Raw genomic sequence first — 434 nt, forward strand, 5'->3', positions numbered from 1 at the left:
AAACGGGTCTTCCCATTTCACCCAATGACGGCCGTCTGAAAACTCGCCGCCACCGATTTTATTGCCGTTAGACAGCAACACCGGATAGCGTTTTTTGTCTGCAACGATGGTGGTGGTAAATTTAGACATGACATCCGGACGGTCGATGTAGAAGGTAATTTTGCGGAAACCTTCCGGTTCACATTGGGTGAACAGGTTGCCGCCGGAAGCATACAGACCCATCAAAGATTTGTTCTCAGCAGGCAAAATTTCAGTTTCCACTTCCAGTGTGAAGTTTTCAGACGGCACACCGGAAATCGTCAGTTTTTCGTCTTCCAACACATAATCTACGGCCTGGCCGTTTACTTTCACAGACAGCAGTTTCGCCGAACCATCCAATACCAATGACTCCCCTGCTCTTTCAGGTTGAACGGTCAGACTGGATTTGACGATGG

Annotated in this window: 1 pseudogene; it reads right to left on the reverse strand. The window is 48.4% G+C overall.

The features are described from left to right. Window positions 1-434, reverse strand: a pseudogene (gene pepN, locus ACTHUM_RS19995) (aminopeptidase N); the annotation flags it as partial.

This window comes from Neisseria sp. P0021.S006, assembly GCF_051956895.1.